The 24,819-nt window shown below is 71.9% G+C and carries 22 protein-coding genes; 10 read left to right on the top strand and 12 right to left on the bottom strand.

Annotation, left to right across the window (positions count from 1 at the left end):
• The first annotated feature begins 46 nt into the window (after positions 1 to 46).
• The 3 genes from J5V16_RS04740 (at position 47) to J5V16_RS04730 (ending at position 5,026) form a co-directional block, all read left to right on the top strand.
• Positions 47 to 1,573, top strand: coding sequence for an ABC transporter substrate-binding protein (locus J5V16_RS04740; protein WP_408612368.1), 1,527 nt, complete (start codon positions 47 to 49; stop codon positions 1,571 to 1,573).
• A gap of 2 nt (positions 1,574 to 1,575) precedes the next feature.
• On the top strand, positions 1,576 to 3,309 hold the full coding sequence (locus J5V16_RS04735; protein WP_208494907.1) for an ABC transporter permease subunit: 1,734 nt from the start codon (positions 1,576 to 1,578) through the stop codon (positions 3,307 to 3,309).
• 139 nt (positions 3,310 to 3,448) lie between these two features.
• On the top strand, positions 3,449 to 5,026 hold the full coding sequence (locus J5V16_RS04730) for an ATP-binding cassette domain-containing protein (protein WP_208494906.1): 1,578 nt from the start codon (positions 3,449 to 3,451) through the stop codon (positions 5,024 to 5,026).
• 310 nt (positions 5,027 to 5,336) lie between these two features.
• Here the strand turns inward: J5V16_RS04730 and J5V16_RS04725 are convergent, their stop codons facing one another.
• The 3 genes from J5V16_RS04725 to J5V16_RS04715 are packed head-to-tail and all read right to left on the bottom strand — an operon-like array spanning position 5,337 to position 8,056.
• On the bottom strand, positions 5,337 to 6,425 hold the full coding sequence (locus J5V16_RS04725; RefSeq protein ID WP_208494905.1) for an NADH:flavin oxidoreductase/NADH oxidase: 1,089 nt from the start codon (positions 6,423 to 6,425) through the stop codon (positions 5,337 to 5,339).
• 30 nt (positions 6,426 to 6,455) lie between these two features.
• Entirely contained in the window at positions 6,456 to 7,148 is a 693-nt protein-coding gene (locus J5V16_RS04720) for a type 1 glutamine amidotransferase domain-containing protein (RefSeq protein ID WP_208494904.1), read from the bottom strand.
• Between the two features lie 32 nt (positions 7,149 to 7,180).
• Entirely contained in the window at positions 7,181 to 8,056 is an 876-nt protein-coding gene (locus tag J5V16_RS04715) for an NAD(P)-dependent oxidoreductase (RefSeq protein WP_208494903.1), read from the bottom strand.
• Positions 8,057 to 8,219: 163 nt separating this feature from the next.
• Between J5V16_RS04715 and J5V16_RS04710 the strand changes: the two genes are divergently transcribed.
• On the top strand, positions 8,220 to 8,669 hold the full coding sequence (locus tag J5V16_RS04710) for a MarR family winged helix-turn-helix transcriptional regulator (protein WP_208494902.1): 450 nt from the start codon (positions 8,220 to 8,222) through the stop codon (positions 8,667 to 8,669).
• Positions 8,670 to 8,674: 5 nt separating this feature from the next.
• On the opposite strand, the gene J5V16_RS04705 is transcribed toward J5V16_RS04710, so the two are convergent.
• Positions 8,675 to 8,977 (bottom strand): hypothetical protein, encoded by a 303-nt coding sequence (locus J5V16_RS04705; protein ID WP_208494901.1) that lies wholly within the window; start codon positions 8,975 to 8,977, stop codon positions 8,675 to 8,677.
• A 230-nt stretch (positions 8,978 to 9,207) separates the two neighbouring features.
• On the opposite strand from J5V16_RS04705, the gene J5V16_RS04700 reads away from it, so the two are divergent.
• Positions 9,208 to 9,456, top strand: a complete 249-nt coding sequence (locus tag J5V16_RS04700; RefSeq protein WP_208494900.1) for an SCO4848 family membrane protein — start codon at positions 9,208 to 9,210, stop codon at positions 9,454 to 9,456.
• 116 nt (positions 9,457 to 9,572) lie between these two features.
• Here J5V16_RS04700 and J5V16_RS04695 read toward each other — a convergent pair whose 3' ends face one another.
• Entirely contained in the window at positions 9,573 to 10,499 is a 927-nt protein-coding gene (locus J5V16_RS04695; protein WP_208494899.1) for an aminoglycoside phosphotransferase family protein, read from the bottom strand.
• A gap of 72 nt (positions 10,500 to 10,571) precedes the next feature.
• On the bottom strand, positions 10,572 to 11,252 hold the full coding sequence (locus tag J5V16_RS04690; RefSeq protein WP_208494898.1) for an NAD(P)H-binding protein: 681 nt from the start codon (positions 11,250 to 11,252) through the stop codon (positions 10,572 to 10,574).
• A gap of 155 nt (positions 11,253 to 11,407) precedes the next feature.
• Here J5V16_RS04690 and J5V16_RS25385 point away from each other — a divergent pair, with 155 nt between their 5' ends.
• Positions 11,408 to 13,861, top strand: a complete 2,454-nt coding sequence (locus J5V16_RS25385; protein WP_208494897.1) for an autotransporter-associated beta strand repeat-containing protein — start codon at positions 11,408 to 11,410, stop codon at positions 13,859 to 13,861.
• A gap of 291 nt (positions 13,862 to 14,152) precedes the next feature.
• On the top strand, positions 14,153 to 14,932 hold the full coding sequence (locus tag J5V16_RS04680) for a class I SAM-dependent methyltransferase (RefSeq protein ID WP_208494896.1): 780 nt from the start codon (positions 14,153 to 14,155) through the stop codon (positions 14,930 to 14,932).
• A gap of 170 nt (positions 14,933 to 15,102) precedes the next feature.
• On the opposite strand, the gene J5V16_RS04675 is transcribed toward J5V16_RS04680, so the two are convergent.
• The 4 genes from J5V16_RS04675 to J5V16_RS04660 form a co-directional block, all read right to left on the bottom strand.
• The gene (locus J5V16_RS04675; protein WP_208494895.1) at positions 15,103 to 15,918 is read right to left on the bottom strand and encodes an HAD family hydrolase; all 816 of its coding nucleotides are present in this window, start codon (positions 15,916 to 15,918) and stop codon (positions 15,103 to 15,105) included.
• 124 nt (positions 15,919 to 16,042) lie between these two features.
• The gene (locus J5V16_RS04670) at positions 16,043 to 17,371 is read right to left on the bottom strand and encodes a M14 family zinc carboxypeptidase (RefSeq protein ID WP_208494894.1); all 1,329 of its coding nucleotides are present in this window, start codon (positions 17,369 to 17,371) and stop codon (positions 16,043 to 16,045) included.
• Between the two features lie 157 nt (positions 17,372 to 17,528).
• Positions 17,529 to 19,568, bottom strand: a complete 2,040-nt coding sequence (locus tag J5V16_RS04665; protein ID WP_208494893.1) for an elongation factor G — start codon at positions 19,566 to 19,568, stop codon at positions 17,529 to 17,531.
• A 192-nt stretch (positions 19,569 to 19,760) separates the two neighbouring features.
• Positions 19,761 to 20,579: an HAD family hydrolase gene (locus J5V16_RS04660; RefSeq protein ID WP_208494892.1), complete on the bottom strand. Its 819-nt coding sequence runs from the start codon at positions 20,577 to 20,579 to the stop codon at positions 19,761 to 19,763.
• A 161-nt stretch (positions 20,580 to 20,740) separates the two neighbouring features.
• Between J5V16_RS04660 and J5V16_RS04655 the strand changes: the two genes are divergently transcribed.
• From J5V16_RS04655 to J5V16_RS04645, 3 genes are all read left to right on the top strand, one after another.
• Positions 20,741 to 21,316 (top strand): TetR/AcrR family transcriptional regulator, encoded by a 576-nt coding sequence (locus tag J5V16_RS04655; protein ID WP_208494891.1) that lies wholly within the window; start codon positions 20,741 to 20,743, stop codon positions 21,314 to 21,316.
• A 109-nt stretch (positions 21,317 to 21,425) separates the two neighbouring features.
• Positions 21,426 to 22,214, top strand: coding sequence for an oxidoreductase (locus J5V16_RS04650; protein ID WP_208494890.1), 789 nt, complete (start codon positions 21,426 to 21,428; stop codon positions 22,212 to 22,214).
• 210 nt (positions 22,215 to 22,424) lie between these two features.
• Positions 22,425 to 22,985 carry a hypothetical protein gene (locus J5V16_RS04645; protein WP_208494889.1) on the top strand — a complete coding sequence of 187 codons (561 nt, stop codon included), beginning with the start codon at positions 22,425 to 22,427 and terminating at the stop codon, positions 22,983 to 22,985.
• A gap of 54 nt (positions 22,986 to 23,039) precedes the next feature.
• Here J5V16_RS04645 and J5V16_RS04640 read toward each other — a convergent pair whose 3' ends face one another.
• Entirely contained in the window at positions 23,040 to 24,200 is a 1,161-nt protein-coding gene (locus J5V16_RS04640) for an NUDIX domain-containing protein (RefSeq protein WP_208494888.1), read from the bottom strand.
• A gap of 57 nt (positions 24,201 to 24,257) precedes the next feature.
• On the bottom strand, positions 24,258 to 24,794 hold the full coding sequence (locus J5V16_RS04635) for a tetratricopeptide repeat protein (protein ID WP_208494887.1): 537 nt from the start codon (positions 24,792 to 24,794) through the stop codon (positions 24,258 to 24,260).
• Positions 24,795 to 24,819: the final 25 nt, after the last annotated feature.

Raw genomic sequence — 24,819 nt, 5'->3', positions numbered from 1 at the left:
GAGCAAGTCCCCACCCGGTAGAAATGAATACGGTTTTCATTTGTATATGGTTCCGGAGCGTACCGTCCGAACCTCCCGATGGAGTCCTCCCTTGCCTGTCTCCCGCCGTTCACTCCTCGCGGCCGCTTCCGCCGCACCGGTCCTCGGACTGGCCGCCTGCTTCTCCGAAGGCTCCGAAAACGCGGGCGCGTCCGGCCGCGTCCGGGTCGCCCACATGCTGCCGCCCCGCTCGGGCCTCTCGCCCCTGAGCGACGACGCGTTCAAGCTCTCCCGCTGGGCCACCGCCGAGACCCTCGTCGTCCTCGACGCCGACGGCAACGCCCTTCCCTGGCTCGCCACGGCATGGGTCCAGGACGGCAACGCCTGGACCTTCACGCTCCGCGAGGACGTCGCCTTCCACGACGGCACCCCGTTCACCGCCGAAGCGGTCGCCCACTCGCTCACCGTCGCCGCCCAGGCCGCGCCGAAGCCGCGCATCCTCGACGGCGTCGACCTCACCGTCACCGCCTCGGGCAACACGGTCACCGTCACCACGGCCGACACCGATCCGCTGCTCCCCCACCGGATGTCCTCGCCGCAGCTGTCGATCCTGGCGGCCAAGGCCTACCGCGACGGCATCGTCGACCCAATTGGGGCCGGCACCGGCGCGTTCGTCCTCACCGCCGTCGACGGCACCGTCTCGGCCTCCCTCGACCGCAACGACGACTGGTGGGGCGGCGAGGTCCTGGCCGCCGGGATCGACGCGTCGTTCGTCCCCGACGGCACCGCCCGCGCCGGCAAGCTCCGCGCGGGCGAGGCCGACATCGTCGAAGCCATCCCCGTCTCCCAGGCGGGCCTGCTCGAGCCCGACCAGATCACCGAAGTCCCCATGCCCCGCACCTGCACGCTCTACCTCAACTGCTCAGCCGGGCCCTTCGCCGACCCCGGCGTGCGCGCCGCCGCCCGCGAAGCGATCGACGCCGCCGTCATCGTGGACGGCGTCTACGACGGCCGCGCCGATCTCGCCGATGGGCTCCTCGGCCCCGCCATCCCGTGGGCCGCCGAACGCGCCGGCCGCACCGCACCCGCGACGGCCGCGAACGCCGCCGGCACGGCGATCACCTTGGGCACCTTCACCGACCGGGCCGAACTGCCCGAGGTCGCGCAGGTCCTCCAGCAGCAGCTGCAAGACGCGGGGTTCACCGTGTCGCTCGACGTCCGCGAGTATGCGAACATCGAGGCCGACGCGCTCGACGGCGCGTTCGACGCGTTCCTGCTCTCGCGCGCCACCGTCCTCGACTCCGGCGACCCCGTCGCCTACCTGTTCTCCGACTTCGCCTCCGAAGGCTCGTTCAACCTCTCCCAGTTCGCCGACGACGGCGTCGACGCGGCCCTCGAGACCGCGTCCGCCACGGTGCCCGGCGACGAGCGGCGCGCGGCCGTCCTCGCGGCTGAGACCGCGATTCTCAACGCAGACGCGGCGATCCCGCTCCTGCACGAACGCGTCATCCAGGGCGACGCCGCGCACGTGACCGGCTCCATCAAGGACCCGCGCGAACGCGAACTCGTCGGCCCCGAGACCAGCGTGGCCTAGCGGTGCGCCACGCGATCGCCCGGCTGGGCGCGCTGGCGGCACTGCTCGCCGTCGTCGGCCTGCTGCCGTGGCTCTCCCGCAACGACCCCGCGCTCACCGTCCTCCGCGCCAAATCGGCCGAGCAGGAGGCGACCCCCGAAGCGCTCGACGCGATCCGCGCCGACCTCGGCCTCGACGCCGGACCGCTCGCGCTCCTCGGCCGGTGGGCCGCGGGTCTGCTCCGCGGCGACCTCGGCACCTCCTGGGTCTCCGGCTACCCCGTCGCCCCCGCAGTCGTGTCCGGGCTCGGCACCTCGTTGACGCTCATGGCATCCGCGCTCGCGGTCGCCCTGCTCCTCGCGGCCGCCCTGTGCGCGCCGACGGTCTGGCGCGGCGCACGCGGCACGCTCGGCGAAGGGCGCCCCGGCGGCGCGATCGGCGCGGCCCTGGTGGCGTGCCCCGACTTCCTCATCGCCACGGTCGGGCTCATCGTCGTCGGCGTCTGGCTCGGCTGGCTGCCGACCTCGGGATGGGACGGACCCGCCAACCTCGTGCTCCCGGCCGTCGCCATGGGGATTCCGGCCGGGGCGCTCCTCGGGCGGCTCGTCGGCGACGCCCTGCCCGGCGCGTTCGACGAGCGGTGGGTCGCGCTGTGGCGCTCGGCCGGCGTAACGGAATGGCGGATCGCATTCGGCGTGCTGCGCCGCGCCCTGCCCGCCGTGATGCCGCAGTTCGGGATGGTCGTGGTCGCGGTGACCGGCGGGGCCGTCGCGGTCGAGACGATCTTCGCGGTCCCCGGCATCGGCCGGACCGCCTTGGGCGCCGCCAAATCCCAAGACCTGCCGCTGCTGCAGGGATGCGTGCTCGCGCTGATGTGCCTCGGCCTCACCGCGGGAGCGCTCGGGCACCTCGCCCGGCGCGCCATGCTCGGCTCGGGCCTCCACGACGCCGCACTCAGCCCGCCCCCACCGCCGCGGAACGCCTCCGGACCGCGGCAGTACGCGGTGCCGGCCGCGCTCGCCGCGATCCTGGCCCTGGTCGTGGCGTGGGGGCTCCTCCGCGATCCGCTCACTGTGGACGTCACCGCGAAGCTGCTGCACCCCTCGTGGGCGCACCCGCTGGGCACCGACGCGCTGGGACGCGACGTGCTCGCCCGGCTCGGCCACGGCGCGGCCCGCACGGCCGGGTCGGCGGTCGCGGTGTGCGCGTTCGGCTTCGTGCTCTCGCTGGCGCTGGGATTCGCGCCGCGCGTATCGGCGGGCGTCGCCGACGTCGCGAACGCGGTACCGGCCGTCCTCGCCGGCGTGCTCGTCGCGGCGGCGCTCGGCCCGGGGACCGCGGGCGCGGCCGTCGCCGTGGCGCTCGTGTCCTGGCCGAACCTCACCGCGCACGCGGCCGCATTGACGCAGGAGGCAAGGGCCGCCTCGTATCTGACCGCGCAGCGGGCGCTGGGCGCGAGCCCGGCCTGGATCACGGTCCGGCATGTACTGCCGGAGGTGGCCGGACCGCTGGCGCGGCACGCGGTCCTGCGGCTGCCCGGGACCGCGCTGGCAATCGCATCGCTGGGGTTCCTGGGGCTCGGCACGCAGCCGCCGACGCCCGAGTGGGGGTTGCTGCTCGACGAGTCTCGCGCCTATGTGGAGGTCGCGCCAGCGGCCGCGCTCGCGCCGGCGATCGCGATCGGATGCCTCGCGGCACTGACGGTCTCGAGTGCGAACCTGGCGAGGTTGCCGCGCCGAAAGGCGGCGTACGTATGAACCCTCACGTTCCCGAGAGTCCGGCGGTTCACGGCATCGGCCATCAAATCGGGCGCCCTGGGGACCCCCCGATGCAACGATGCCCGCCGAGTACGACAACCCAGCGCCCTCAAGCGTCACTCGAAAAGGTGAAGGCCCAGTGAGCGATCCCATACTCGACGTCCGCGAGCTTCGCGTCGCGATCGGACCCGACGAGGCCGTGCGCGGCGTGTCGTTCGGCATCGCGCGCGGCGAGACCGTGGCGCTGGTCGGTGCCTCGGGCGCCGGGAAGTCGTTGACCGCCAAGGCGATCCTGGGGCTCCTGCCGCGCGGCGCGCAGGCGTCGGGGAGCGCGGTGGTCGACGGGACCGAGGTCATCGGCGCGGGCCGGGCGGTCCTCGGCGAACTGCGGGGCCGCGCCCTCGCCTACGTGCCGCAGGACGCCCTCACCGTGCTCAGCCCGGTGCACCGGGTGGGCGACCAGATCGCCGGGGCGATCGCCTCCGTGCGCGGCATCGGCATCGAGGCCGCACGGCGGGCCGCGATCGACGCGCTCGACACCGTCGGCATCCCCGACCCGGCCGCGCGCGCCCGCGACTTCCCGCACCAGTTCTCCGGCGGCATGCGCCAGCGGGCCGTCATCGCCCTGGCCGCGGCCGCCTCGCCCAAGCTCATCGTGGCCGACGAGCCGACTACGGCGCTCGACGTGCGCACCCGCACGCAGATCCTCGACCTGTTGCGAGACCGCTGCGCCGCAACAGGTGCCGGGATGCTGATCATCACCCACGACCTGGCGGTGGTCGACGAGTACGCCGACCGCGTGCTCGCCATCGAGGGCGGACGGCTGCTCGCCGAAGCGGCCCCCGAGCGGCCCGCGGTCGCCCCGCGCACCGAGCTCGGTGCATCGCCGACGCTGCTGGAGGTCCGCGACCTCACTGTGGAATATCACATGTCACATGTGCCGCTTCACCATCGCCTCGGCATCGGGCGGCGCCGCTCAAGCGGGGACACGGGCACGAGCAGCGGTACTCGAGGCCGGTCGGGCGCCCGCGCCGTCGACGGCGTCTCCTTCGACATCGCGGCCGGGGAGACCTTGGCGCTCGTCGGTCCTTCGGGTTCAGGGAAGTCCTCGACCGCTGCGGCGGTGCTGCGGCTCCTCAAGCCCGCGGCCGGGACGATCCGATTCGAGGGCCGGGACCTCACCGCCATGTCCGACCGCGAGCTACGGGCGCTGCGGCCGCGGTTCCAGCCGGTGCTGCAGGACCCGTACGGTTCGCTCAGCCCGCGCCTCTCCGCCGGCGAGGCCGTGGCCGAGCCGCTGCGGGTGCAGCGCCGCTGGGACCCCGAGGCCGGCCCTAACAAGGTGCGGGAGCTGTTCGCGCTCACCGGACTCGACCCCGAACTCGCCGACCGGCGGCCGCACGAGCTCTCGGGCGGCCAGTGCCAGCGCGTGAACATCGCGCGGGCGCTGGCGAGCGAGCCGCGCCTGCTCGTGCTGGACGAGCCGACGTCGGCGCTCGACGCCCCGCTCCGGCGCGGGATCTTCGAGCTGCTGATCGGCCTGCAGGAGCGGCTGGGCTTGAGTTACCTGTTCATCTGCCACGACCTGGAGGCGGTGCGCGGGTTCGCGCACCGCACGGCGGTCATCGAGCACGGCCGGATCGTCCGGAGCGGGCCGACGCAGGAGGTCTGCGACGAGCTCGGCGCAGTGGAAGCGACTGCTGCCAAAGCGGTCTGAGGCAGCGGCGGGGGCGAAAGTCCGCCCATGGGAGCAATCACCAACGGCCGCAACGGCCTCCGGTCCGACCGGTCGTCGCGGGGCGCCGGCCGCTGAAAGCGGTCTGGGGCGTGGGCGCTGGGTCGGGTCCGCGATCCGGAATCGCGCATGGCCGCAATGGTCCAAGGCCCGACCGGTCGTCGCGGTGAACGCCCGGCGGGGCGGGGGCCATTTGCGCCTTCGAACGCCTCGGTCGGATACGACGGCCGCGCACGGCCGCAACGAGAAACGGGCGGCGGCCCTAGCGGGCCGCCGCCCGTTCGGGCTCGTCTCAGGCGGCTTTGCGTTCCGCGCGCCGGTACTGGCGCGGGAGCGGGTGCTCGACGCCGAGCTCGTGCGCGGCCTGGCGGGGCCAGTAGGGGTTGCGCAGGAGCTCGCGTCCGAGCAGGACGGCGTCGGCGCCGCCGTCGGTGAGGATCTTCTCGGCCTGCTGCGGTTCGGTGATGATGCCGACGGCGGCGGACGGGATGCCGCTCTCACGGCGGACCCGCTCGGCGAACTGCACCTGGTAACCGGGCCCGGTGGGGATGCCGGCGGCGGGCAGGTTGCCGCCGGTGGAGACGTCGATGAGGTCGACGCCGTGCTCGCGCAGCAGGGCGGCGAGGCGCACGGTCTGGTCGGCGGTCCACCCGTCGGGCTCGATCCAGTCGGTGGCCGAGACCCGGAACAGCACCGGCACCTGCTCCCCCACGACCGCGCGCACCGCGTCGGCGACCGCGAGCGGGAGGCGGGTGCGGCCTTCGAAGTCCCCGCCGTATTCGTCCTCGCGCCGGTTGGAGACCGGGGAGAGGAATTCGTGGAGCAGGTAGCCGTGCGCCGCATGCACTTCGACGACTTCGTAGCCCGCGTCGAGCGCGCGCTGCGCGGCGTCGGCGAAGGCGGTGACGACGCCGTTGATCTCCTCGACCGTCAGCTCGTGCGGCACGGCGTGGTCGTCGTTGAACTGGATCGCGCTGGGCGCCACCGGCTTCCAGCCGCCGTCTTCCGGTGCGAGGGTGCCGCCGCCCGTGGGGCTGGTGCCGCCCTTGCGTCCCGCGTGGGCGATCTGGATGCCCGGGACCACGCCCTGGCCGCGCATGAACGCGGTGAGCCGCCGGTGCCCTTCGACCTGGGCGTCGTTCCAGATGCCGAGGTCCAGCGGGCTGATGCGGCCTTCCGGTACGACGGCGGTGGCCTCCACGAGGATCAGTCCGGGACCGCCCGTGGCACGTGCGCCGTAGTGCTGCAGATGCCAGTCGTTGGGCGCGCCGGTCGCGGGGCCGGTCGCGTCGGCGCTGTACTGGCACATGGGGGCCATCCATATCCGGTTCGGAATGGTGGCCCCGCGCAGCGTGATCGGGGTGAACAGGTTGCTGGTCACGATGGGTCCTTTCGGGGTTCGGGTGGGGCGCTAGGCGAGGAGGGCGCCGAGGGCTTCGGCGGCCGCGGCGGAGGACTGGGGGTTCTGGGCGGTGACGAGGTTGCGGTCGACCTGGACGTGCGAGGTGAACGGGTCGGCGGCGACGAAGTCCACGCCGGCGGCCTCGAGCCGGTCCTGCAGCAGCCAGGGGGCTTTGTCGGCCAGGTGCGCCAGGCGCTCTTCGGCGTTGGTGAACCCGGTGGCGCGGTAGCCGGCGAAGGCGTTCATGCCGTCGTCTTCGGCGGCGAGGACGGCGGCGAGGCCGTGGCAGACCAGACCGACGGGTTTGCCCGATCGCAGCGCCCCGGCGAGGAGGCGCCCTGCGTCGGCGTCGACAGCGAGGTCCTCCATGGGGCCGTGGCCGCCGGGCGTGTACACCGCGTCATAGTCGTCGAGCGACACGTCCGCGAGATCGACGGGCTTGGCGAACTCCTCGGCCGTCGCGACGACGGTGCGGAAGTGCGCGGCGGTCTCCGCGCCGCCGTTGGCCTCGTCGGCGAGGCTCGACGGGTCGACCGGCGGGACGACGCCGCCGGGGGTGGCGACGGTGACATCGTGTCCGGCGTGTTTGAAGGCCTCGAGCGGGACGACGGCCTCCTCGGCCCAGTACCCGGTGGTGTGCTTGGTGCCGTCGTTGAGCGTCCACTCGTCGGCCCCGGTCATGATGAACAGAATCCTCGCCACAGTCGTGCCTCTCGTAGTCGTTGCAGCGCTTGCTATGCGTCGAAGCTCGCGAAGTAGGACGCAGCCATGTCCTCGCCGCCGTGCCCCTGCGCGGAGGCACGGCGGAAGCGCTCGGCCCCGGCCTCGCCCAGGTCGAGGCGGACGCCGCCCGCGCGAGCGGCCTCGAGGATGAGCCGGGCGTCCTTCTCGGCCGTGTCCAAGCCGAAGCTGGTGTCGGCGGTGTCGCGGTCGAGGATCAGACCGCCCTTGACGCGGGCGTACCCGGCGTCGAGCGGGCCGCCGTCGATGATCTCGTAGAACCGCTGCGGGTCGACGCCGAGGCCGCCGGCGAGCGCGAGCACTTCGCCAATGCCGTGGGTGAGCACGAAGACCCAGCTGTTGGCGACGAGTTTGAGGCGGGTGGCGGAGCCGTCGGCGCCGTCTTCGCCGGTCCAGACGGTCCTGGCGCCGACGGCGTCGAAGACGGCGTTGGCGGCCGCGTCGTCGGCGGGGCCGGAGGCGAGGACGGTGAGCTTGCCGGCTTCGGCGGGTTCGCGGGTGCCGAGGACGGGAGCGTCGAAGAAGACGAGGCCGTGTTCGGCGGCGAACGCGGCGAGGTCGGTGAGGGCGTCGATGCCGGCCGTGGTGGACTGGATCCACCTGGTGCCGGGGCGGAGTGAGGAGGCGGCTTGGCGCATGACGTCGAGGGCGGCGGGGCCGTCGTGGAGCATGGTGACGATCGCGTCCGCTTCGGCGACGGCCGCGGCGGGGGTGTCGGCGATGCCGACGCCGTCGGCGGCGAGCGGTTCTGCCTTGTCGCGGCTGCGGTTCCAGGCGGTGACCTCGAGCCCGGCGCGGGCGAGGTTGCGGGCCATGGCGGCACCCATGATGCCGGTGCCCAGGACGGCCACGGTCGGCTTGTCGCTCATCGGTTCTCCTGTCCGCAGGCCCTCTCGGGGCGTGCTCGGTTCGGAACTGCCGCCACCCACATTACTTGCAGACGCCGACTAATGCAAGCGACGGTTATTGGCGTGTAACGGATATCGCTGTACGCTAATATCTATACCGAATCGACTGAGCCGGAGGAGCATCGTGAGCACAGCAGCGTCCCCCAGTACCGCGCTGGCACAACACTGGTGCGCCCTCTCCGCGCTCCACGACGGCATCGCCGACCACATCGGGCGCCGGCTCGAGGCCGAGCACGGCCTGTCCGTGCGTGAGTTCTCGCTGCTCACCGTCCTCGACCGGCAGCGGCCAGGCAGGCACCTCCAGATGCGGCAGGTCGCTCAGGCGGTCGTACTGAGCCAGAGCGCGACCACGCGCCTGGTGGCCCGCATGGAGGACCGGGGCCTGCTGCAGCGCACCATCTGCGCCGACGACCGCCGCGGCATCTACACCGACGTCACCGAATCGGGGCGGAAGCTCCTCGCTGACGCGACCCCGACGCACGACATGGCGCTGGCGGAGGCGCTCGAGGAGGCGCGGCGGAACCCGGAGTTCACGCCGCTGGTCGAAGTGCTGGAGCGCATCGGCACCGAGTAAGGCGGTCAGCCCTTCCAGAACTTCGCGCCGGTGCGGGCGAGGACGTCGCGCTGGGGGCGGCTGATGTGCGCCTCGTAGCGGTAGTTGATGTAGAGGACCGGCGGCTCGGAGTCGACGCGGAACACGTTCCCGAACCAGCGCACCGGGTGTCCGTCGACGAGCTCCCACAGCTGCACGATCCGCTCCCCGGGAGTGATCGTCATTCTGATGTGGAGGCCCGCGAACTCGAGGTCCTCGATCCGAGCCCAGCCCACGACGTCGGGATCGGGGTATCCGCCTGGCATCGAGGCGTCTTCAGGTCCGCTCATCTCCGGGCCAGCCATTCTATGCATTGATGACATTCCGGTCTCCATCATCGCAGAACACGGTATGCACGCAAGTGCCGCACAGAGTGACACCGGGTCTGCAAAGACCAGGATAGTAGGCGGATCCGGCGGACCGCGCACCGGAGACGGCCCGGTGCGCCGCCGAACGTGACCGGCGCCCGGCGCGGCCCGCCCGCGACGGCCACTCCCCCACCCGGCCGGATACTGGGGGGATGAAGCTCAGCCGCCCGATCTCGTTGTTCCTGCTCGCCTTCGGCGTGTGGTCGGTGTTCGTCTGGATCACGTTCGTGAAGAATCTGTTCGAGGACGTCAGCGGCCTCGCGTTCGACGCCGCAGGCGAACCCACGGGTTTTTTCTGGGTCCACTCGGCACTCGCGGTCGTCTCGTTCGGACTCGGCGTCGCGATCGGTGTGATCGGCCTCCGCGGTTTCCTTGCGGACCGCCGCGACTCGCGCGGGTAGCTCCTCAAGGGAGCTTTCGACGACTGGACGACTCGTCCGGGAGTCGGAAATCCGACCGCGGGTTTTTCACCCGAACGTGCCGCGGCGGCCACCGCGGGCGGTGGCCGCCGGAGCGGTTACGCCGCCTCGAGCGCGGCCACGGTCGCTTCGGCCGCGGCGAGGTCGCGCTCCCCCTCGGTCTCGTCCAGGAGGTCGATGGCGCGCAGGAGCGCCCACGCGCGCAGGCGCTCGGCGTCGACGCCGAGCCCGTCGGCCACGGCGTGCAGCAGCTCGGCGCCGGAGTGCGGGCCGTGGTGCTGCAGCATGTACAGCAGGTAGCCACCGTCGAACGCCCGCTCGGCGAGGTACGGCTTGGGGTCGATGACCAGCCACGGTTCACGTTCGGCCGAGACGATGTTGCTCAAGTGGGTGTCGCGGTTGCCGATACCGAGCTCCGGCGGTTCGGCGAGCCGGTCGCACAGGTCGAGGGCGAGGTCGAGCCGGTGCGCGGCAGGGCCCTTGCGCGCCTCCCCCTTTGCGTCGCCGTATTCGGCCTTCCACTCCTGCAGCATGTCCGTGGCCGCCGGGAGCCCGGGGAACCCGTCCGCATCGGCCAAGGGCCGCCACAGCCGGCGGTAGAGCCCGCACGCGATCCCGATGCGCCGCCACGCCGCCTCGGGGGTGCGGTGGCCGAAGAAGCGGGTCGACTTGAGGCGGTTGCCGGGCACGGCCCGCTCCAGGAGCATCGCTCCCGTCTCGGGGTCGTACTCGTACAGGCGCACCGCGCCGTCGCCGTCGTACTGGCGCAGCGCGGTCGGCTCGGCCGCGTTCTCCTCGTCGCGGTAGATGACCTTGAGGACGGCCTGCTCGCCGCCCGCGCGCCGGACCGGGACCACATAGGAGTGACTGCCGCCGCCGTAGGGCGGTCCGTCCGTCCGCAGCGACCACAGCCGCTGCAGACGCCAGACCGTCTTGGGGAGGCCGTCGAGCCAGGCCTGGCCGGCGCTGCCGTGCCAGGCGAGGACGTCGCGGCGGACGGAGGAGGGAACCACACCGAATCGCATCGGTACAGTATCGAGCAACGCCTTTTGCCGCCGCAATCCGCATACGCATGGGAGGCAAGCGGACCGGTGCGGTCAGTCCTTCGGAACGAGCGCCTCCACCGCTTCGGTGACGGCGGTGTCACCGCCCCGCACCTCCAGTACCAGGCGCGATACCGCCGGACGGCGCAGCAGCTCGGCCACGACAGCGGCCACATCGGAACGGGTGACGGCACCGCGACCGACCGGAGGCTCGGCGAGGTGCACCTGGCCGGTCGGCTCGTCGTTCGTGAGCGCGCCGGGCCGCAGGATGAGCCAGTCGAGATCGCGGGCGCGCAGGTCCGCCTCGGCCGCGGCCTTCGCCTCGATGTACGCCGCCCACACCTCGTCACGGCTCGGATCCGGTTCGGCATCCGCCCCCATGCTGGAGATCTGCAGGAAGCGGCGCACGCCCGCGCGTTCGGCCGCGTCGGCGAGCAGCACCGACGCCGCCCGGTCGACCGTGTCCTTCCGGGCCGCGCCGCTGCCCGGACCGGCGCCCGCGGCGAAGACCACCGCGTCGACCTCCCCGTACATCTCGGAAGCGAGGAGCCCGCCCAGATGCTCGACGTCGGCCTGCTCGAGGTCGAGCACGATCGGGCGCCCGCCGATCGCGGTCAGGTCCTCGGCGTGGTCGGGATTGCGGATGAGGCCGGTGACCGAATGCCCTTCGGCGGCCAGGATCTCGGTGAGGCGCAGCGCGATCTGCCCGTGCCCTCCGGCGATGACGACATGCATACGGCCCACCCTAGCCCCGCTCGCGGCGGCGCGGGCCGCTCTGCGCCGGACAGGCCGCACTCGACGGCCTCGGCCGTGCCGCGCGGCGGGGCCGAAGAACGAACCCCCGCTCCCCACCGAAAACCGCTGAAAAACACCGGGTAGTTTGTTGAAGCGTGAAGGATTCTCACACGCTCGGCCCCCCTGCCGCACGCGGCACCGCGTGGGCGCGCCTGCTGCTTGCAGCCCTGCTGGCGTTCCTGACCGTACCGTTCGCCGCCGCCCCGGCACAGGCGGCCAACGACATCACCGGACAGATCCGCGCAGGACAGGACGTGGTGCTCAACGGCGACGCCGTCGTCAACCTCGGCAGCGGCGAGGAGATCACATACGGCGGCCGCTTCTCCGGCGTCGGCACCCTCACCGTCCGCGGCTCCGGCACGCTCATCCTCACCGCGAACTCGGACTTCAGCATCCCTGAAGACCGCCAGACGCAGACCGTCGAGGCGCGTGGCGAACCGTGGTGGTGGAACACGATCGAGAACCCGGACCCGCCCGCGGTCACCGTCGAATCCGGTGCGACCCTCCAGTACGGCGACGGCACCGGTACGACCGGCCTCATCGGACACTACCCGTACGACCTGCCGAACTTCGAGTGGAACGCGTTGAACCACCACGTCGACGGCACCCTCATCGTGGCGGTGCACGGCGGCCGCTACCACCCGGGCAACCTCAGCGGGTCCGGCTTCATCGTCCAGCCGCGCGGCACCTGGGACGGCCTCTCCCTGGCGGGCAACCACACGTTCTCCGGCGTCCTCTACAACGGCACCGTGATCCACTACAGCCAGCGCGAGTTCCTCTCGACCATGCCCGAGGTCGACACGGTGCTCAACCAGGGTTCGTTCATCATCGACACCCAGGAAGGCAACGACACGGTCCTCGACGTCGACTTCTACTCGCGGGAGTGGGGCAACGACATCAACTTCCACTCCCAGATCTTCGGCAGCAAGGTCGTGGTCTCGGGGGTGTACTCGTGGGCCGACGAGGGACCGGACTACGACCCGTCGCTCTCCGATCCGGGCCTGAACTACGAGATCGTGCCGCACAACCACAACAAGCGGGGCATCAACATCGAGGGCGCCCTGGTGCAGTGGGGCGACGGCACCTCCGACCGGTTCTTCCTGCCGGGCAACCGGGACACCGTCTACATCAACATGCACGCGCGGCGCATGAGAAGCCACCTCATCTTCAACTACAACGGGCCGGTCACCCTCAGCGCGCCGATCTCGGGCGGGATTTACCACGACACGATGAGCGCCCAGGGCCAAGGCGACGTGACGATCGCCGGTACGGCCGGGAACGACGTGACCTTCGCCGACCAGCAGAACTACAACGGCGCCACCACGATCGAGGCGGGCGCGGTCCTGCGGCTGGGCGCGGGCGAGGAAGGCGCCGACGGCTGGCTGCTCACGGGCGGCGACCAGACCGCGATCGTCGACGAGGGCGCGCTGGTGGTCGACAACGTCGAGCACGAGACGTCGCTCGAGGACATCAGCGGCGCGGGCAGCCTCGAACAGGCCGGGTCGGCGCCGCTCACGCTCACCGGCGGCATCGAGTACACCGGCGCGACCACCGTCTCGGGCGGCACCCTCGCGTTGACCGGCGGCGACCTCGCGGCCTCGGAGCATGTTGAGCTCTCCGGCGAGGCGGCCGTGCTCGACCTCTCGGAGGTCGAAGGTCAGACGGTGAACGACCTCAGCGGCGTGGCCGGGGCGACCGTGCTGGTCCCCGCCGACGGCCTCACGGTCGCCAGCGCGAACGAAACCGCTTATGCGGGTGGCGTCGAAGGCGAAGGCGGCCTGGTCAAGTCGGGTGCCGGCACGTGGACGTACACGGGCACGAGCAGCGCCACGGGCGCGTGGACCGTCGCCGAAGGCGTCCTGGCGCTCGGCACCGCGACGGCGGGAGGCACCGCGCAGGACAGCGCTGACAACGTATCCGGCGGCGGCACCGAACAAGGCGGAACCGACGCAGGCAACGCTGACGCGGGCGACGCAGACGGCTCCGGCACAGGCCAAGCCTCGACAGCAAGCGGCGCGGAGCTCACCGGGGACCTGAGCGTGGAGCAGGGCCTGACGGTCCACGCTCCGAGCGGCGTCGGCGGCGACCTGTCGCTCGGCGCGGCCTCGACCCTGACCGTGGGCTCGAACGGGGGGCTCACGGTCGGGGGCGCGGCCACGCTCGACGGGACGCTGGCGGTCGTCTACGAGGCGGGCGCGGCGCTCCCCGAGGAGATCTCAGTGGTCACCGCCGCTGGCGGTGTCTCCGGCACCTTCGGCAATCTCGCTCAGGACGCCGAGGTGGAGATCGGCGGATCGAGCTACCGGATCACCTACGAGGCCGACCGGGTCGTGCTCCGGACCGACGAGCCGCAGGGGGCCGCCGAAGCGGCGGGCGACGGCGGGTCCGGCGCGGCCGGGCTGCCCTGGTGGGCTTACGCGATCGGTGGGTGCATAGTCCTCCTGCTCATCGGTTTCGGTCTGCTGGCGTGGTTCCGGTGGCGCCGCCGCCGGGGTGCGCTGGCGGACGATGCCACGATGGAGCTTCCAATACTGAAGGCGCGAACCTGAACCGGAGCTGAAGCCACCTGAAGCGGGCTTAAGGAAAGGCGTGTCCGGGAGCGTCTGGGAGTGTTCCGGAGCGTCTCCGCAAACCGGACGCAAGAGGGACCCCTGGTCCGAAAATACGCTTCGGGTACGACACTTTTCGCTGTCACGGTTCGAACACCGGACGCCTCGCATCCGAGGGTTGTACGCGTTTTCCTGGCCGCGCTATTGTGGGCGACTCCGTTCGCGGCGCGCTGAGTGCGGCCGCGCTCAGCGGGGCGCGGTCCTGGCGCCCCCAGAGGAGAGGGGCATCGCATGGCCGTCGACATCGAACGCACCAAGGGCAATTACGCGCACGCCGGGAACCTGAAGTCCCGCGCCAGCCTGTACGACTACCGCAAGCCCCAGATCGACCCGGTCGATATCGCCGCCGGTCTCGTGCCGTCCGACCTGCGGTTCGCGCTCGACGTCGGGTGCGGGTACGGCCGGTACCTCAAGCGCCTGCGCGCCGACCACCCCCGGGCGACGATCGTCGGCATCGACGCCGCGCCCGGCATGCTCGCCGAAGTCGAGCCGCCGGTCATGGTGGCCGACGCCCAGGCGATCCCCTACCCCGACGACAGCGCCGACACCGTGCTTGCGATGCACATGCTCTACCACGTTCCGGACATCGCGAAGGCGCTCAACGAGTTCCGGCGCGTCCTGAAGCCCGGCGGCACGCTCCTGGTCTCCACGAACGACCACGACGACATGGCCGAGCCGTACGCCCACTGGGCCCGCGCGATCCGCTCGGTCCTGGGCGCCGAGACGTTCTTCCCCGGCGACGAGGTCGCCAAGTTCGACTCCGCCAACGCCCCGGGCTACCTGGAGGCGGTGTTCGACTCGGTGGAACGGTTCGAGGAGCGCGGACTCGTCTCGGTCCCCGAGCCCGGCCCGCTGATGGACTACCTCAAGTCGATCAGGTCCTTCGTGGACGGTGATGACTCCGCGTTCGAACGCATCGTCGAAACGGCTGCGGCGGAACTGGACGCGCACTTCGCCGAGCACGACGTCTTTGAGTTCGAGAAGGCGATCGTGTTCTACCGGTGTCGTTAGGCGGAGCGAGGCTCGGGCCGGAGGACCACCGAGCGGCGGCGTTGGCCGCCGCTGCGCGGCGCGGCCGCGCTGGGCGCGTAGGGCGTGCCCCTTCCCACCCGCATCCGCCTTCCGACCAACCGAAAAGGACCACGGTCCCATGTGGGTCTGACATTTTGGGCTTTTGCAGGTCAGGTGCGGTGGTAGTCGAGGATGGCCTCGATTGCTCTGGCGACGCCGTCTTCGGGGGCGGGGGCTGCTCGGTCGGTGGCGACTGCGGCTGCGTCGGGGTGGGCGGCCGCCATGGCGAAGGAGCGGCCCGCCCAGGCGAGCATGGAGACGTCGTTGGGCATGTCGCCGAAGGCGATCACGTCGCGGGCGTCGAGGCCGCGGGAGGCGCACCAGGCGGCCAGCGCGGTGCCTTTGGTCGCTTCGGTCGCGGTGCATTCGATCTCGGGGAAGCTGCCCCAGTGCCAGAGTTCGACGCCGGGCACGTCGATGCCGCGGGTGGCCTCGTGCATGGCGGTGCCGGTGGAGCCGGGGACGCGGACGATGAGTTCGGCGACGGTGTCGGCGTGGTCGAAGACGTCGGCGCCGGGTTCGACGATCGTCCAGGGGTCGCCGTAGTGGATGCCCGCCTGCATGTCGGCGGATTCGGCGATCTGGCGCTCGCCGGTCTCGACGGCGAAGACCGCGCCGGGGAGGACGCTGCGGAGGAGGTCGCGGACCTTGCGGGCGGTCGGGAGGGGGACGGGGTGGCGCAGGTCGGCGGTGCGGGTGGCGGTGTCGTACCAGATCGCGCCGGTGCAGCAGATCGCGCCGTCGAGGACGCCGGCGAGTTCGGGGACGCGGTAGACGGCGCGGGGCGGCCGGGCGGTGACGGCGAGGGTGAGGATGCCGTGTTCGCGGGCGGTTTGGAGGGCTTTCTGGTTGCGTTCGGAGAGTCGGCCCTGCGGGTCGAGCAGGGTGCCGTCGAGGTCGGTGGCGATGAGTTTCGGTAGGAGCACCGGATGAGTATCGGGGTTCGCGGAGGGGCGGGGCAACCCCGAAAGCGCTTCTGTCCTATCGAGGGCGGTGCATGGGGTTGTCGCGGGTCCCGGCCGTGTCACCCCACTGCCGGGACCCGCGCCGCTAGCCGGCGTAAGGCGCGGCGGCGGCCTGGGCGGCGGTCATGAGCGCGCCCTCGTTCTCGGGCCAGAGGCTGTCGTCCACACAGGAGTAGGCGGGGAAGAACCCGCCGCAGTTGCCGGTGTCGGGGCCGATCTCGAAGGTGAACGAGGCGACGCCGAGTTCGCCGTAGGCCATGTCGTCGGTGGTCCCGCTGGTGCTGTAGCCGACGGTGTCGTCGTTGGTGCCGACGAAGTAGCCGTTGGACCGGGACATGGCCTCGCCGAGGGCGCGGAGCGCGCCGTCGTTCGGGGCGAGGTCGCTGGTGTAGCCCCACGGGACGATGATGTACTCGCCGTAGGAGTGCAGGGTGATGAACACGTCGCGGGCGTCGTCGGGGGCGGCGTCGGCGGGGTTCTCGCCGCGCTGGTCGGGGTGGAGGGCGCGGAGCCAGTCTTCGACGGCCTGCGTCTCGGGTTCGGACCCGGCCGAGGGCCCTTGGAAGGTCTCGGAGCAGGGGTTGGTGGAGTCGGCGCCCCATTCGAAGGTGGAGTTGCGGTTGAGGTCGACGCCGAGGCTGTCGCCGCAGTTGCCGTTCGCGTCGTTGGCGTTCTTGCGCTGGAGGATCGGGTCGTCGCCGCCGGAGGCGACGATGTCGACGCCGTCGGGGTTGGCGATCGGCACGACCCAGACTTCGGTGGTGTCGAGGAGTTCGGTGACCTCGGTGTCGGTGCCGTAGCCGTCGACGAGCTTCTCGATCCAGCGCCAGGCGACCTCGCCGGTGGCGATCTCGCGGGCGTGCATCTGGGCGATGAGGGAGAACCGGGGCTTGGTGGAGTCGGGGTCGGTCTCGCAGTCGCCGGCGTTGATCTTCGTGAGGCAGATGGCGTAGACGTCGTGTCCGCCGTCTTGGCCTTGGGTCTTGAGCCAGGAGTCGCCGATGTCGTGGAGGCTGGCGAGGTCGGGGTTGGCCTCGGCGAGGGCCTTGAGGTCGGCCTCGTAGGCGTCGACGGTGCGGTAGCCGCCGTAGTAGGTGCCCTCCTGCTCGGCGGCGAGGGGGACGTCTTTGTAGACGGTGTCGAGGAATTCGGGGTCGTAGCCGAGGTCGCGGGCGGCGTCGGCGAGGGCTTGGTCGCCGATGATGTGGGATTCGTCGCCGTGGTCGTGGGCGAGGGTGAAGCCCAGCTGCTCGAGTTCGGCGGCCTGCGCGGGGGTGAGTCGGTCGACCGACCAGGTGGCGAGTTCGTCGCCTGCCGGTTCGATCGGATCGGCTTGGGCGGTCAGGGTGGCGACGCCGGTGGCGGCCACGACGACCCCCAGCGCGACGCTCGCGGTGACGAGCCTTCGCTTCATGCGCTTGTGTCCGTTCTGTTCTCGCCCCGCCGGGGGTGCCGACGGGACGAAGGGGCGGTCAAGGGAACCTAATCATACATTTACGGCCCAAATCCTCAAATAGGCAACATAGTGGGACACAATGGATTCCATTTCGGACGCTTCGGATCCGCGTGCTTCAGCCGCCGGTCACGCGGCGGGTGAGCGCGAGGAGGTACGCCTCGCGATCGAGCGGGTTGGCGTCGGTCCGCGGCCGCGACGGGACCGGGCCGGTCACCGGTTCGTGCCGCTCGAAGACGCTCTCGAGGACGCCTTCGCCGCTGGTGAGGCCCGGCAGGCGCTGGCCGAGTCCGTGGACGGCCCCGGCCGGGATCGTGCCTTCGAGCGCGCAGCGCGAGCCGCGGATCTCCGGCGGCTCGGGGACGGCGCGGAGCTTCGCGAGCGCGGCGAGGACGCCGCCGAGGTCGGCGGCGGGCAGCTCGATCCTGAAGCGGTGCAAGGGTTCGCAGACGACCGTGCCTGCTCGGCGGAGGGCGTCCATGAGCACGAGCGGCACGAGGCTGCGGAAGTCGCCGGCGGTGCTCGACATGCTCTTGTCGAAGCCGCCGTGAGCGCTGGACTGGCGGGCCCAGTACCCTGAGCGGGTCATGGTGACCGTGGCGCCTTCGACCTGCCAGCCGTGCAGGCCTTCGCGGAGGGTGTCGTGGACGGTCTCCTCGACGGCCTTGAAGAACGCGAACGGCATGGAGCCGAGTTCGACGCCGAGCCGGAAGTCGATGCCGGGGCCGGGTTCGATCCGCAGCCCCACGGTGGCCAGGAACGGGTTGGGGGCCTTGGCGATCACCTCGACCGCTTCGCCGCTGCCGGTGACGCGTTCGACGCAGATGACCGTGGATGTGCGGAAGTCGACCTCGAGGCCGTGCTCCTCGGCGAGGGTCGAGCCGATGACCTCCTTCTGGACCTCGCCGTAGAGGGAGACGGAGAGTTCGCGGCGCGACTCGTCGTGGCGCAGGCCGATGAGCGGGTCCTGCTCGGCCAGGTGCGTCAGGGCGGTGTGCAGGGCGGGCCGGTCGCGCTCGCGGACGGGCGCGACGACGGTTTCCAGTGCGGGGCGCAGGAAGTGCTCGGTGCGCAGCTTCGGCGGGCGGCCGATCGCGTCGCCGATGCGGACCTCGCCTAGGCCGCGGAGCTTGGCGATCTGGCCGGCCTCGGCCCGGGAGCGGGCATGGTCGTCGCCGTCCTCGAAGACGCTGATGCCGGTGACCTTGCCTTCGCGGCCGTCGCCGACCGGGACTCGGTCGCGGACGGCGACCGCGCCGGAGAACAGGCGGGCGTAGGCGATCCGCTCCCCCGCCGGGCCGCGCTCGACCTTGAACACGGTGCCGGACAGCGGCCCGGCGGGGTCGCCTTCAGAGCCGGGAAGGTAGCGGCCGAGCCCGGCGACGAGGCCGTCGATGCCGGTGCCGGTGATCGCCGAGCCGAAGTGGACCGGGTGGGCCCGCGCCAGCGCGACGCGTTCGGCGAAGGCCGCGTCCAGTGCCGCGTCACGCGCGACATGTGACATACCACTGTGGTCAGTCGGGGCCGGGTCGTCGAGATAGGCGTCCACGAGGTCGTCGACGCGGCCGGCTTCGGTCGGGGCGGTGTCGGCGGCGCTGTCGAGGAGGGCTTCGAGGAGGTCCTCGGTGTACGCGGCGTCGCGTTCGCGGGGTTCGCTGTCGGCCGTGGCGGTGCCGAGGCCGTCGACGGCGTCCACCGCGACCATCGCCGGGTCGAGTTTCGCGCGGAGGTCCCGCACGAGGTCGTCGGTGCGGGCGCCCGCGCGGTCGATCTTGTTGACGAACACGACCGTGGGGACGCCGAGGCGGCGCAGGGCCCGGTAGAGGACGCGGGTCTGGGCCTGGACGCCTTCGACGGCCGAGACGACGAGCACCGCGCCGTCGAGCAGGTTCAGGACCCGTTCGACCTCGGCGATGAAGTCGGGGTGGCCGGGCGTGTCGATGAGGTTGACACCGGTGCCGCCCAGCGTGAACGACACCACCGCGGACTTGATGGTGATGCCCCGGCGGCGTTCGAGGTCGAGCGAGTCGGTGCGGGTGCTGCCCGCGTCGACGCTGCCGACCTCGTCGATGACTCCGGCGGCTTGGAGCAGCCGCTCGGTCAGGCTGGTCTTACCGGCGTCGACATGGGCGAGGATCCCGAGATTGAGCGTGCGCAACAGTGGTCATGTCCTTGAAATCGTGGTGACGGTTCCTGAGTGACATGAACTGTTGGCGCATTCCGGCTCCTTCTCGAAGTGGGCGCGGCGGGCTGGGGCGGCCCGGAGGCCGCGCGCTGCCGCGATCCGCACATTGCAGCAGACCGGGCGCAGGAGCGCAATCGGTTATTTTCGGGCGCGGCGGCGCGAGGGTCAGGCGGCGGCCGCCGTGTCGCTGTCGAGCAGGCCTTCGATGACCTGCGCGACGCCGTCCTCGGCGTTGGTGGCGGCGCGGTCGGTCGCGGCGGCGATCGCCTCGGGGTGGGCGTCGCCCATCGCGTACGAGCGGCCCGCCCAGGCGAGCATCGGCGCGTCGTTCGGCATGTCGCCGAACGCGATCACCGCGGCGGGCCCGACCCGGCGCTCCTTGCACCAGGTCGCGAGGCCGAAGGCCTTGTCGGCGCCGCGGGCGTTGAGGTCGAGCATCCCGAAGCCGCCCCAGTGGCACATGGCGAGCCCGCCGAGGTCGGCGCCCTCGACGGCGGCGGCCATCTCCTCACCGGTGCGCTCGGCGCAGTACACCTTGAGTTTGACCGCCCGCTTCACGCGCTTGAAGACACCGTCCACATCGGGCGCGAACTCCCAGTTGGAGGCGCCGACGAGCGCGCGGTAGGGCTCCTCGCCGACGATGCCGATGCCGGTCTCCACGGCGAACACCGCGTCGGGCAGGCGCTTGGCGATGGCGGCGGCGACTTTGCGGCCCTGGGAGATCCGGATCGAGCGGAGGATGCGGATGCGGCCGGTGGCGGGGTCGTAGACGATCGCGCCGTTCGCGCAGACCGCGCCGTCGAGGTACGGCAGGAGGTCGGGCAGCATGTCGACGCCGTAAGGGGTGCGGGCGGTGACGGCGACGACGGCGATGCCGTCGGCCCGGGCGGCGGCGAGGGCGTCGCGGGTCCGTTCTGACAGCGCGCCGCCCGGGGAGAGGAGCGTGCCGTCCAGATCGGAGGCGATGACGAGGGGTTTGAGCACGCAACCAGTATCGCCCGGACCGGCAACCCGCGGCAACCGTACGAAACGGCACGATCACCGCGACCTTCGGACCGGTTGCGCGCCAGCGCGTTCGCCGTGGCGGAGCGCCGAACCGACCCCGTTATTGACCCCTGGGTCAAGAATGTTGTAGGGTTCCGGTCATGGGCAGGCCGAAGAACTTCGAACCGGACGCGGCCGTCGCGCAGGCGATGGAGACGTTCTGGACCAAGGGCTACGCGGGGACCTCCCCTGCGGACCTCGCCGAGGCCACCGGCGTCGGCAAGGGCAGCCTGTACCACGCGTTCGGCTCCAAGCGGGAGCTGTTCGGCAAGGCGCTCGAGCTGTACGGGCGGGCCGGGTCGGCGATGACCGAGGCCTTCCTGAACGAGCCGGGCACCGCCAAGGAGCGCATCCGCGCCTACCTGATGCTCCTGATCGAGACCGATCTGAGCCTCCCGGCGCCGCGCGGCTGCCTCGCGGCCAACACCGCTCTCGAACTGGGCGGCAAGGACGCCGAGGCGACCGAGTCGGTGCGGCGCATGACGAACGAGACGATCAGGTTGTTCGCCGAGCGCCTCCGCCGGGGCCAGCGCGACGGCGACGTCGCGAAGGAGATCGACGCGGAGGCGCAGGCGCACTTCCTGATGAACACGGTCGTCGGGCTGCGCGTCATGACGCAGACCCACGACGGAGCGGTGCTGCACCGCATCATCGACACGGCGCTGGCGGGCCTGTGACCCCGGCGCGGTGACGATGTCGCCGTGAGCACGGCGCGCCCTCGCGAGAGGGCCTGCTTTTCGCCCTTATTTTTGACCCCAAGTTCAAGAACTACGGAAAGGCACCACCATGGACCTCGGACTCACCGGCAAGACCGCCCTCGTCACCGGCGCCAGCCGCGGCATCGGCCTCGCGATCGCCGAAACCCTGGCGGCCGAAGGCGTCCGCGTCGTCGGCGCCGCCCGGACCATCACCCCCGAACTGGAGAAGGCCGCCGCGGCGACCGTCAGCGCCGACCTGTCCACCAGGGAGGGCGCCGAGCGCATCGTCGCCGAGGCGGTGAACGCGGTCGGCGGGATCGACCTGCTCGTCAACAACGTGGGCGGCGGCGACGCCGACCGGATGGCCGTCGGCGGCTTCCTCGACGTCCCCGTCGAGCAGTGGGCCACGGTCTTCGACCTCAACCTGTTCAGCGCGGTGTGGACCACGAAGGCGGCGCTGCCGGGCATCGTGGAGCGGCGCGGCGCGATCGTGAACGTCTCCTCGGTCAACAAGCACCTGCCGGCGATCGGCCCGGTCGGCTACAGCGAGGCCAAGGCCGCCCTGACGAGCTTCTCGAAGCGGCTCAGCGAAGAGCTCGCGCCGCAGGGCGTACGGGTCAACACGGTCTCGCCCGGCGTCATCGGCTCCTCGCTGTGGCGCGACGAGGAGCGCTTCGGGGGCAAGATGGCCGAGGCGTTCGGGGTCTCGCACCGCGACCTCCTCGACGCGCTCCCGGGCCAGATCGGCATCGCCTCGGGCCGCATCGGCGAGCCCGAGGAGGTCGCCGACCTGGTGGCGTTCCTGCTCTCGGACCGGGCGGCGAACATCCACGGCGCCGACCACGTGATCGACGGCGGCACCCTCAAGGTCGCATAGCGGTCGGCGGCCGCTGATTCGGATCAGCGCGGGCGCGGGCGGACCCGCGCCCGCTCCCGCCACTCAGGACCCTGCCGTTGCAGGTCCGTGATGTCAAGTTTGGGTAACAGCGGTGACCGGTCCCGGTTCCCTGTCGTCACACTGGTAGTGCCGTCCGATTCGCACGGCCGCTCTACCCTGGACCCCGACCCTCCCTTGAAGGAGCCCATCATGGCCTACGACCCGCCTCCGCATTACCACCTCGGCGGTCCGAGCGATCCCCAGCCGCCCCAGAGCGTGCCGCCCTCGTACTCCCCGCTGCAGCCGCAGCAGCCGTACGCCGAAGGGTACGGCCCGCCCCCGATGACCGCGCAGCCCAGCGCACCCGCCCCGGGCGTGCCGGCCCAGCCGGCGTTCGGGACGCAGCCGCTGCTGCAGCCCCCGCCCGCCGCGCCGCGCAAGTCGCCGGCGGTGATCCTGCTCGCGATCCTCATGTCCGTGGGCCTGGCCGCCGCCGCTGTCTCGATCGCGCTGTGGCTCAAGGCCAGCGGCGACCTGGAGGACGTGGAGGCCCGGGTCGGCGACCGCGACAAGCAGATCTCGCAGCTGGAGGACGACCTGGAGGCGGCCGAGGCGCAGGTGGCCGAGTTGGAGGGCCCCGCCGCCGAGGCGGAGGCCCTGCGGGCGTGCATCGACGACCTCAACGAGTACTACAACACCGCTGAAGGCTCGGAGGAGGAGGCGGCGGCGCTCGAGGCCCTCGACGTCTCCTGCGACGGCCTGATCTTCTAGGACGGTGCGTCGAGGGCGGGTCCGGAGCCGGTCGGCTCCGGACCCGCCCTCGTCTCACGCCTGTGACCGGTGGCCCGCGAAGGCGACCGGGAGGCGCAGCTCGTGGCCTTTGAACAGGTCCGCTTCGGCCGCTTCGGCCTCGGTCATCCAGCGGTGGTCGGACGCTTCGAGCTCGGCGAGGCGGATCGCCTGGCCGGGGCGGGTCCGGCGGGCGGTGAAGCTCATGATCATCGGCATGCGGCTGTCGCCCAGCTCGGTGTCGCGCTTGTCGAACACCACCGCCAGACCGGTGAGCTCGACGTCGAGGCCGGTCTCCTCGAAGGCCTCGCGCACCGCGGCGAGGGCGACGGGTTCGCCGACCTCGGCTCCGCCGCCGGGCACGGCCCACTGGCCGGTGTCGGTGCGCTCGATGACCAGGACGCGGCCCTCGTCGTCGAAGATCACGGCGTCCGCACCGGTCGCGATGCCGAACGCGGCGAGGTCGCCGCAGTCGATACGCGGGTACGCCAGGTCGGCCTCGACGGCGCGGGCGCAGTGCGCGGCGATCCGGTGGTGCCGCTCGATCGAATAGGGATTCGTCTCGACCGCAAGGGATTCCCGGGCCACCACCGCGACCTCGTCGAGGATCGCCTTGGCGGCCCGCGAGACGCGCAGCGGGCCGCGTTCGCGCACGACCGAGCTGGCGGCCGGGGCGAACGTCGGCAGGTCGCCGGCGAGGTCGGGGTCGGCCGGGTCGAGCAGCTTCTCGGCCGCGTCGGCGTCGAGGGCGGTCGCGAACTCGTAGACGAGCAGGTAGGTGTGCGGGCACGGCAGGTCCGCGAGGTCGGTGTCGGCGATCGCGACCGGCCGGTCGGGGACCTCGGCGCCGAGCGCGGCGGCCGCCGCCGCGAGGCGCTGGGCGACGGTGTCCTCGCGGAACCGGCGGCGGTGGACCAGCCGCGTGCCGTCGCCGCATTCGATGCGGAACTCGGTGCCGGGGATCGGGGTCCGCAGCCCCGTGTCGGCCGCGAAGATCGCCCTGATCTCCTCGAGCGGCCGGTGGTCGACCAGGGCGAGCAGCGCTGCGGCGTGCTCGCGCACGGCGCGCAGCCGGGCCTCCTCATCAGGGCCGCAGCCCCAGTAGAGGCCGTTCGCGGCTTCGGCCCGGAGCATGTCGGCGAGGCGGGCGAGGCCGACAGCCTCCGGGCGTGCGTCCGTGGTCGGGGTCGTCGTCATGGCGCTCCTCTGCTTCGGCGGTGCGGAGTGTCAGATCGTACGCTGCCCGGCAGCGCCTCAGATCGTCCGTTGTCCGACGGCCGCGCGGGCGGCGCTCAAGGCGTCCTGGGTCGAGGCGATCAGGGCGGGGTCGCCGAGCTTCTGCCGCATGATCAGCACCTCGGCGAGCACCTCGACGGCCAGGTGCGGGCGGCGGGCGTCGATGAGGTGCTTCCCGTAGTGCTGCAGCGCGAAGTGGAGCGTGTGGGGACTCTCGGCCTGCGCGATCTCGATGGCCCGCTCGTACAGCGGCTCGGCGTCCGCGAGCTCCCCGGGGTAGCGGTAGGCGTCGCCGAGGTTGATGAGGGCGGCGACGCGCTGGTGCGGCGTCGCGGCGCGGTCCACGGCTTCGGCGAGGACCCGCTGCGCCTCGGTGTACTCCCCCAGCGCGATCAGCCCGACGCCGGCCTGCCGCAGCTCGGGCTGGGAGAGCCGCTCCTCGCCGGCGAGCTCGTAGCGCACGAGGCGGCGCAGGCGGTCCGGCTCGGTCGCGTACATGCGCCCGTCGTTGCCGGTCGCGATGAGTTCGGCGATCTGTTGCTGCTCGGCAGACAATGGCGTGTCCTCCGTTCCGCGCCTG

Source organism: Glycomyces niveus (assembly GCF_017592475.1).
In the GTDB taxonomy this organism is placed as follows: Bacteria; Actinomycetota; Actinomycetes; order Mycobacteriales; family Micromonosporaceae; genus Glycomyces; species Glycomyces niveus.
This window is presented reverse-complemented; position numbering and strand designations above follow the sequence as displayed.